General features: G+C 67.3%; 5 protein-coding genes. 2 read left to right on the forward strand and 3 right to left on the reverse strand.

Translation table 11 applies throughout. The features are described 5' to 3' along the window. The 3 genes from G6021_RS08610 to G6021_RS08620 all read right to left on the reverse strand — a co-directional run. The coding region (locus G6021_RS08610; RefSeq protein ID WP_182641064.1) for a DUF222 domain-containing protein at positions 1-942 on the reverse strand (942 nt) is incomplete at its 3' end. Between the two features lie 77 nt (positions 943-1,019). After that, positions 1,020-1,268, reverse strand: coding sequence for a hypothetical protein (locus G6021_RS08615; protein ID WP_179523373.1), 249 nt, complete (start codon positions 1,266-1,268; stop codon positions 1,020-1,022). A 12-nt stretch (positions 1,269-1,280) separates the two neighbouring features. Next, on the reverse strand, positions 1,281-2,282 hold the full coding sequence (locus tag G6021_RS08620; RefSeq protein WP_182641065.1) for a hypothetical protein: 1,002 nt from the start codon (positions 2,280-2,282) through the stop codon (positions 1,281-1,283). A 142-nt stretch (positions 2,283-2,424) separates the two neighbouring features. Here G6021_RS08620 and G6021_RS08625 point away from each other — a divergent pair, with 142 nt between their 5' ends. After that, complete coding sequence (locus G6021_RS08625) at positions 2,425-3,024, forward strand: DUF3558 family protein (protein ID WP_347238937.1); 600 nt, start codon at positions 2,425-2,427, stop codon at positions 3,022-3,024. Then, positions 3,021-4,152 (forward strand): WXG100 family type VII secretion target (locus G6021_RS08630; protein ID WP_182641067.1); only part of this gene is annotated, 1,132 nt, incomplete at its 3' end. The genes G6021_RS08625 and G6021_RS08630, both read left to right, overlap by 4 nt.

Raw genomic sequence — 4,152 nt, forward strand, 5'->3', positions numbered from 1 at the left:
TAGATCCATCTCCTGGTCGCACAGTGCGAGGAACCAGTGGTTGCCGCGCGCCATCGCCAGCGCCTGGGGCACGGGCACGCGGATCCCGCCGTCGGTCAGGCCACAGCCGGCAAGGGTGGTGAGCTGGTCCAGGTCGACACGCACCACGATCGCCGCCGGCGCTCCGGTCTTGCGGGCGTCGGCGGACAGGGCCAGGTGCAGGGCGTGGACCATCGCGTCGTGCATGCGCTGGCCGTCGGTCCGGGTGTCTGGCGCGTCCGCGTCAGGCCACAATCGGCCGGGCTGGCCCCAGCGGGCGTGCACCTCGCGCATCAGGGCTGCCAGCTGCGGATCCATGGTCATGCTGGCGCTGGCCATCAGGTCCAGTCCCTGGCCTCCGCATGAGACCGACCTGCGGCGGGCCCGTTCTTCGGCACCTCGTTCGGTGCGGCCCGGGTCCAGGGTGTCGAGTAGCTGGTGCGCGTGCTCCTGCAATTGCCGGGTGGTGGACTTCTCGGCAGCCTCGAGCAGTTGCTGTTCCAGGCGATCGCGCACCTCGTCGTCACACTCATCCGACAGCGCGGCCAGCGCCTTACCGATGATCCTCAGCTGCCCGGCCGAGACCGTGCCGGCACCGCTGGCGCGCATGCGAGCGGAGTCGGCGATCCCGGCATCGTCAAGGCGTCCGCGGGCCTCCCCGGGCGCCAGACCCAGGCCGCCGGTGAGCATCTGGCGGTCGTTGACGAAGCCCATCTGACGGGCGGTGCCCGATTCCCGGGCCGCGGCCATGACCCGGGCCTGGGTCGCGCGGATCCGGCGTTGGGCCTGTTCGAGCGCGACGAGCTCGGCGTGCAGCTGCATCGAGGAGGTGTGGGTCCAGTCGCGTTGTAGGTGCAGATCGAGTGCGGCGAGGATCGCCCGCAACTCTCCACCCACGCTGTCGCATTTCCCGTTCTCGCTCATGTGTTCGATTAGATCACCCGGGTACGACACTGTCCGTCGACGCAGTTCACGCGGCGTATCGACCGATCCGGAGGCCGTTACCAGGGCCAGAACGCCTTGATCATCGGCGAGATGAACAACCAGGCCAGCGACAGGTAGAAGATCACGACTGCCGCGATGAGGGTCACCACGTCGGACGGTTGGATCACGGACTTGAGCTGCTGTCTGCGATAGGCCACCCGGCGGTCCAATTCCTCCCAGCGCTGCAGTTGAGGATCGATGTCCGTGTCCGCCTCGGCCCCCTCGCCGACGTCTGCAGGTTCTCTTTCGTTCTCGGTGTGGTCCATCCGGGTTCCTTTCTAGATCGCGTAGTGGTACTGCCGGAGCAGCAGGTCATGATGTTCGGTCACCGATTTGTAGGCCAGTTCGCCGAACTTCTTGCCCATGGGGGAGCCTGCCGCTGCCCCTGCGCCGGCCCCGACGAGTGCGCCGTAGGGGCCGGCGTAGGAGCCGCCACTGGCTCCGAGCAGCGCCCCGCTCGCCATTCCGCCGCCCAAGGCGCCACCGGTCTCCGTAGCGATCTCGAAGGCGCTTCCTTCGCCACGGGCAAACCGATTCACGCCGTCGTACACCGTCATCCCGGTGCCCAGGGGGCCCGCGACCTTCCCGACGAAGCGAAGTCCGGCGCTGGCCCGCCGGCCGTAGTCGTCGGGGGCGGGGTTGAGAACATGCCGACCGCGGGTGAGGGGGTCGAGTTCGTCGGCGCGCCTGGGGAGCCCCGCGGACATGGCGCGGGTGAGCGCGTCGACGGCGACGCCGGGCCAAGGATCATCCGGGCCGGGGACCGGGCCCCTGTTGGGCTCCGGAGGGATCGCGTCGTGCAAGCGCGCGGCGATCTCGTCGAGAACGCGTCCGTAGTGCTGGTCGAGTGAGGCCACGACGTCCAGAGCCTCTTCGATTGCCCCGGCATACTCGTCGACCTCGGCCTGGGTGATGTCGTCGCGGCCGGCAGCGGGCGCGAGCGAATCATCGCGGACGACCAGGCCGCGAGCCTGGGCTTCGGAGATCCGGTCGCGAACCACCTGTACCGCAGGGTCGAGCGCATTACCCGCCTGTTCAAGGGTCTGGGCCAGGTCGTCGAGATGGCCGGCAAGCGCGTCGATGTGGCGAAGCTCGGAGTCGACGGCATCCAGCACCGCGTCAGCGGCGACGCCCTCCCAACCCATGGCGAGGCTGTGGCGCCCCTCGGAGAGGGCCCCGCGCGCCTCCTCGGCGATGGCGAGCCGACCGGCGCTGGTCACACGCGCCGTCGTCACGCCGCGGGGGTCCCATAGCCGCACCGCGCCCGCCGAGTAGGTCACCCGATCTCCTCCTGTGACTCGTGTTCCGTCACCAGGTACGACGGGGCACGTCAGCGGCCGGTTCCATCGCCGAACGGATTCTTCGGAGAAGCCGTCCCGAATCGGGGGGAACCATCTGGTTGGTCGGGGCGTCAAACAGATCGTGGGGACATTAAGAGGACCAGCCGCCGCGCTCGCGGCCTGCGCGGTGATGTCCGCGTGCGGAGTGAGTCAGGACAACGACCACGCGACGACGACGAGCCCAGCGGCCGCCGAGGAGACGATCAACCCCTGGGATCTGCCGATAGAGCAGCGGCCCGCCCTCTTCGACCCGTGTGCCGAAATTCCCATCGAGGCGGTGGAGCAGGGGGTCGGCGGGCCGGTTGAAAAGGTCGAGGAATACACCAGACATCAACCGGGAGGGCTAATGGTGTGTGGCTGGTCATCTGACGAAGTCGACCTCAGTGTTCTGGCCACTTGGAAGTCGCGCGATGACTATCTAGGCGACGCGATGTTTGAGGTGCTGGATCCGCGGTATGAAGTAATGGGAAGGCCAGGGCTCCGGGTGGTCGAATCGGACGACTTATCCGAAAAGACGTGCATTCAAATGCTCTTTACTGACCGGGGAACTGTCTGGACCAAACTCGATCTCTTTGGGGCGTTCCACGAATTCAAGGGCGAGCGATTCACTGACCCTTGCGATTCTTTGGATGAAGCTATGGGGCCAATAGTGGCGAGCTTGCCGAAAGGAGACTACCAATGAGTGTTCATCTTGCTATTGGAGCGGCAGAGTCATGTGTGAGAGCTTGCCAAAATTTCTCTCGGGATATCGGAAGGCTCACCAACTCGGAGGCGTTCGACAATCAGAACACAGCCCCCCAATCCTTCGACACCGCCCGCCAGATCGGCACCGTGTATTCGCTATTCGTGGGAGAAGACCTGCGAACCTTGCTCACCGGCTATGTGGATCAGGCGAAGGCCATGGCCATGCTCTTCGCCGCCGCCGGCGGGTTGATCGAGGCGCAGGACGAGGCGGTCGCAGCGGCGCTGGGGAAGGCGGCGCAGGAGCCGGCCGGGTTGCAGAGTTTGGGGTTGTTGGGTTCGCTTGGATCGACGACCGCGATTCTCGATTCAGCCGACGGGACCAGCACGCTGCACGGGTATGACCGAGTGGGACCCGAGGAGGTATCGGGCGCCCCGCTGGCGAAGATGGTCTCCGGGGCACAGGCTCTGGATCCGGCGCAGTTCCAGCAGGTGCGGGATCGGGTCAGCACCGTCGCGACAAGCCTCCACACGGCGGCGGCCAACCTGCGCAGCGGCCTGGGCAACGCACTGGGCAGCCAGTGGCAGGGTGAGTTCGCTAACCAGGCCAGCACCTCGGTGGGATCGTTCACCGAATCGGTAGACAGACTGGCCACGGTCCTCGAAGTGGTGGCCACCAAGGCGAGCACCGCCGAGGACGGTTTCAGCACCACCAAGTCGCGGATCGGCGAGGAGTCCGCAACGCTCCAGGCCGCCCAGGTCAACACCCCGGGCTTCGGCTACGTCCACGGCCCTCCGACCCTCGAATCCGCTGCCGCGATGGCCGCAGCCCAGGAGGCCGCCGAAGAACAGGCACGAGCGATCGTCAACACCGTTTACAGCCCCGCGGTGATGGACGCCAACCTCGCCGACCTGGACATACCCAGCCCGTACCGCGTGATCTCGACGTCGGCGCTGGGTGGCGCGAGTGGACTCGACCTGGTCTCGGCCTGGAACGTGGACGGGGTCGTCCGACCCGCTGGTCCGGCCGCACCCGGCCACGCCGCCCTCGCCGCCGCCGGGGGAGGAGGGAATCCGGCCGGAGTCCCCGCGGTCGGCGCAGGTGCTGGCACGGGGACGACGACGAGCC

The sequence above is a fragment of the Dietzia sp. CW19 genome, from assembly GCF_014145265.1.
GTDB lineage: Bacteria > Actinomycetota > Actinomycetes > Mycobacteriales > Mycobacteriaceae > Dietzia > Dietzia natronolimnaea.

What these genes read in the sequence shown, in the direction of transcription:
- G6021_RS08615 (WP_179523373.1), bottom strand. Translation starts at nt 1,268, where the DNA reads ATGGACCACACCGAGAACGAAAGAGAACCTGCAGACGTCGGCGAGGGG.